Raw genomic sequence first — 3,475 nt, forward strand, 5'->3', positions numbered from 1 at the left:
CGCGCAGGTACAGCATGACGGTCGTGACGTGAGCGAGGCACACCGGATGTTGCCGCCGGCGTTGAACGATCGGCTGCGTGTACAGGCAAAGCGGCTAGGCGTGAGCTTAGCGAGCCTATGTCATTTGGCATGGGCGCAGGTGCTCGCCCGTGCGAGTGGCCAACAACGTGTAGTGTTTGGCACCGTGCTGTTCGGGCGGATGCAGGCGGGTGAGGGTGCCGATTGCGCGATGGGGCTCTTTATTAATACGCTGCCGCTGCGTGTAGACCTGGACGGCAGTGTGCAGGCGTGTGTGCGGAGCACGCACGCGCGCTTGGCCGCACTGTTGGAACATGAGCATGCGTCGCTGGCGCTCGCGCAGCGCTGCAGCGGCGTGCCGGCCGGTACACCGCTTTTTAGTGCGCTGCTTAATTACCGGCACAATGCAATGGGCTCGGATGAGTGCAGCAGGCTACCGGGTGTGGAACTGTTGAGCGCGCAGGAGCGCACTAATTACCCCATCGGGCTGTTAGTGGACGATGATGGGCAGTCGTTGGAGCTAACGGCCCAGAGTGTGCCGTCGCTGGAGCCGGAGCGAGTATGCGTGTATATGCAGCAGGCGCTGCACAGCTTGGCCGACGCGCTCGAAGCGGCACCCGACACCGCAGTGCAGCAGCTGCAGGTGCTGCCCGAGGCGGAGCGCGAGTTGCTGCTTAACACGTGGAACGCGACGCAGCAGGCGTATCCGTCGAACTGGTGCGTGCACCAGCTATTCGAGGCGCAGGTCGAGCGCACGCCTGAGGCGACGGCGCTGGTGTTTGAGAACCAAACGTTCAGTTATGCGCAGCTCAATTCACAAGCTAATCGCCTCGCGCACCAGTTGATCGAGTTGGGCGTCAAGCCCGATGCACGGGTGGCAATCTGCGTCGAGCTCTCGCCGGCGCTGGTTGTGGGCATGCTGGCGATCTTAAAGGCTGGCGGTGCGTATGTGCCGCTGGACCCGAGCTACCCAGGCGAGCGCTTGGCGCACATCCTCGCCGATGCGGTACCGAGCATTGTGCTCGCCGATGCGACCGGGCGCGCTGCGTTGGGCGAGGCGGCACTCGCGTCCTGCACGGTGCTTGATCCGGCCACCCTGCCGGCATTACCGGACACCAATCCATCGGTGGTGGGACTGACGGCCCGGCATTTGGCGTATGTGATTTATACGTCGGGCTCAACCGGCACCCCGAAGGGCGTGATGGTGCCACATCATGCGATTGCGCGGCTGGTCATTAATAGTGACTTTGTTGACATTCGCACCGATGATCGTGTGGCATTCGCAGCGAACCCGGCGTTCGACGCGAGCACGTTTGAAGTGTGGGCGCCGCTGTTAAATGGCGCCACCGTTGTGGTGATCGATCATGACACGGTGCTGATGCCCGCTGCGTTTGCGCACATTTTGCGCGAACAGCGCATTAGCATCTTGTGGTTCACCGTTGGCTTGTTCAACCAGATGGCCGCACAGGTAGGCACGGCCTTCTCTCAACTGAAGGCATTAATTGTCGGAGGAGACGTGTTGGATGCGAGGTGGGTTGCGCAAGTGATGCGCGGGTCACCTCCTGAGCAGCTGATCAACGGTTATGGTCCGACCGAAAGCACTACGTTTGCGACGACTTACAAGATCACATCCGTTCCGGAAACAAACGCCAGCATCCCGATTGGCCGGCCGATTGCGAACACACGCGTTTATTTACTTGACGCGCACGGCCAGCCGGTGCCACTGGGTGCGGTCGGCGAATTGTATATTGGTGGCGCGGGGGTAGCACGGGGCTATCTGAACCGTCCGGAGTTGACCGCTGAGCGCTTTGTGCCCGATCCGTTCTCCGATGAAGCGGGGGCACGGCTGTATAAGACCGGGGATGTGGCGCGGTATTTACCGGACGGCAATCTGGAGTTTGTGGGTCGCAACGATGAGCAAGTGAAGATCCGCGGCTTTCGGATTGAACCGGGCGAGATCGCAACGTGCTTAACGGCGCACCCGCAGGTGCGTGATGCGGTGGTGGTAGCAACCGGTGAGGGCACGGATAAGCGGCTGGTGGCGTATGTGCAGGCCGAAGCGGACGAGCAACTCGCGAGCACACTGCGCGCGCAGGTGGCGGCGGGCCTGCCTGAGTATATGGTGCCCAGTGCGTTCGTGCGGCTCGATGCGTTTCCGCTGACACCGAACGGCAAGCTCGATCGCCGAGCGTTGCCCGCACCGGATGATGCGGCGCTCGCGCATCAAGCGTATGAAGCGCCCCAAGGTGAGCTCGAGACGACACTCGCGGCGATCTGGGCAGAGCTATTGGGTGTCGAACGTGTCGGTCGGCACGACAGCTTTTTTGCGCTCGGGGGCCACTCGCTGCTGGCGGTGCGGTTGATGAACCGGGTCAGAGGACTGGGCGCTGACGTGCCGCTGGCGACCTTGTTTGCGACGCCCACGTTGGCCGCGTTTGCCGCGGCGCTTGAAGCCCACTACTTGCAGCAAGGCACCGATGCGCTGCCCGAGATCATGCCGGTGTCGCGTGAAGGCGGTTTGCCATTATCGTTCGCCCAGCAGCGGCTGTGGTTCCTCGCGCAGCTCGATGGGGTCAGTGACACGTATCATATTCCGCTGGCGCTGCACGTACGCGGACCGCTTGATCGAGCGGCCTGGCAACAGGCATTGGATGCGCTGTTCGCGCGTCATGAAGCGCTGCGCTCGACGTTTGTGAGCGTTGACGGTCAGCCGCAGGTGCAATTGCTGCCGGCAGACACGGGCGTGCCGCTGCGCTGGCATGATCTGCGCGGCGTACCAAACGCGCCGGCGAAACTGGCCCGCTTGCGTCACGAAGTCGCGCACGCGCCGTTCGATCTGGCGCGCGGCCCGTTGATCCACGCGTGCGGCATTCAAGTGGCCGATGATGAGTACGTGATGCTGCTCACACAGCACCATATTGTGTCGGATGGCTGGTCAATCGGGGTGTTCGCGCGCGAGTTGAGTGCACTGTACGCGGCGAGCGTCGGGGCGCAAGCCGATCCGTTGCCGCCGCTGGCGGTTCAGTATCCGGACTATGCAGCGTGGCAACGGCAGTGGCTCACGGGCGAGCGGCTGCAGGCGCAAAGCGACTATTGGCGCGCGACGCTGGCCGACGCACCTGTGCTGCTGGCACTGCCGACCGACCGGTCGCGCCCGGCACAACAGTCGTTTGCCGGCGCACACGTGCCGGTGCAGATCGATGTGCAAACCACGCGTGCACTGAAGCGCTTGAGCGGTGAGCATGGCACGACGCTATTTATGACGGTGCTTGCCGCATGGAGCGCGGTACTCGCGCTCCTGTCGGGCCAGCACGACGTGGTCATCGGCACGCCCAGCGCTAATCGTCACCATCGCCAGATCGAGCCGTTAATTGGTTTTTTTGTTAATACGCTGGCGTTGCGCGTGGATTTGTCGGGCGAACCTGATATCGCAGAGCTGCTCGCGCGCGTGCGGCGC

General features: G+C 62.9%; 1 protein-coding gene. It reads left to right on the top strand.

Annotation, left to right across the window (positions count from 1 at the left end; translation table 11 throughout):
• Window positions 1-3,475: non-ribosomal peptide synthetase (locus KQH55_RS16170; protein ID WP_235091687.1), on the top strand; the 3,475-nt coding region annotated here is incomplete at both ends.

The organism is Mycetohabitans sp. B3 (assembly GCF_021498065.1).
GTDB lineage: Bacteria > Pseudomonadota > Gammaproteobacteria > Burkholderiales > Burkholderiaceae > Mycetohabitans.